This window comes from Oleiphilus sp. HI0061, assembly GCF_001635675.1.
Window position 1 is genome coordinate 1 of the sequence record NZ_LWFE01000462.1, and the last position, 933, is coordinate 933.

At 43.8% G+C, this 933-nt stretch carries 1 protein-coding gene; it reads left to right on the forward strand.

The window, feature by feature from the left end; genetic code table 11:
• A partial coding sequence (locus A3735_RS06180; RefSeq protein WP_156499455.1) for a DUF1631 family protein occupies positions 1-933 on the forward strand: 933 nt, incomplete at both ends.

Genomic DNA, 933 nt, shown 5'->3' on the forward strand with positions numbered 1-933 from the left:
GTTGTAAAGCAGTTGTTGACTAATTTCAATTCGCTTACCAGTGGTCCACAGGTGAACGGCCCGTCTGGTGACTCGATAGATTCATTGGATCTTATTGATAAGGATGAACTTGAGGTTAATGTCGCAGTCGATGCGATGGTGTCGAGGCTTAATCAAGGTATTGGCACGGTGCTCGAGGAGCTTAGTGCTCGGGTTTCCTTTATACTTGATGAGAGTGAAGTATTTTCTAAAGACTTTCCCGCGTCCCCGCATAAGCTATGTGATGCCTTTGCAAAAGCATGTGACTGTCTCGATTTTGGCATCCGAGCAAAGCTTATCGTGCTTAAACTATTTGAACGCTATGTACTGTCGAAAATGGCGGCAGTATATAAAGATTGCAATCAGCAGTTAAGGCAGTCAGGTGTACTTCCCGCATTAACGATCGGTATTGGCAAAACAGCGCGTACAAATAGCAGCAAGGCTGTTGAAATGCTCAATAATGTGTCAAAGACGGATACGATTAAATCAAATGGTCAGCTCGAGAATGCTACGCCTGATATCAATGGCTTTGATTCTTCAAGTGTTCCAACGCTCGGTGAAAATCAGTACCTTTCTCAGGGTATAGCTTTCGGTGAGTTGCGCTCTCTTCTTCATTCAGGTCAGCCCGCAAGTTCAATCGATGCAGGTGTTGGTGGTATGTCTAATATCATTCCGCAAACAAATATTATTCAGCAATTATCGGCGCAGCAAAATCGGTTCTCGGGACAGATTTCAGGTGATCAATTAGGTGGATATCAGCGTGTTGATTTTCGTAGTTTGTTATCAAGCTCGAGCGAATCTTCTGAGGGAGGGGCAATTTCCTCAGTGGACTCCGATGTCATTTCCCTAGTTTCAATGTTGTTCGATTTTATTCTTGATGATCGTCAGCTTCAGCCCGTTATGAAAGCGTTAATT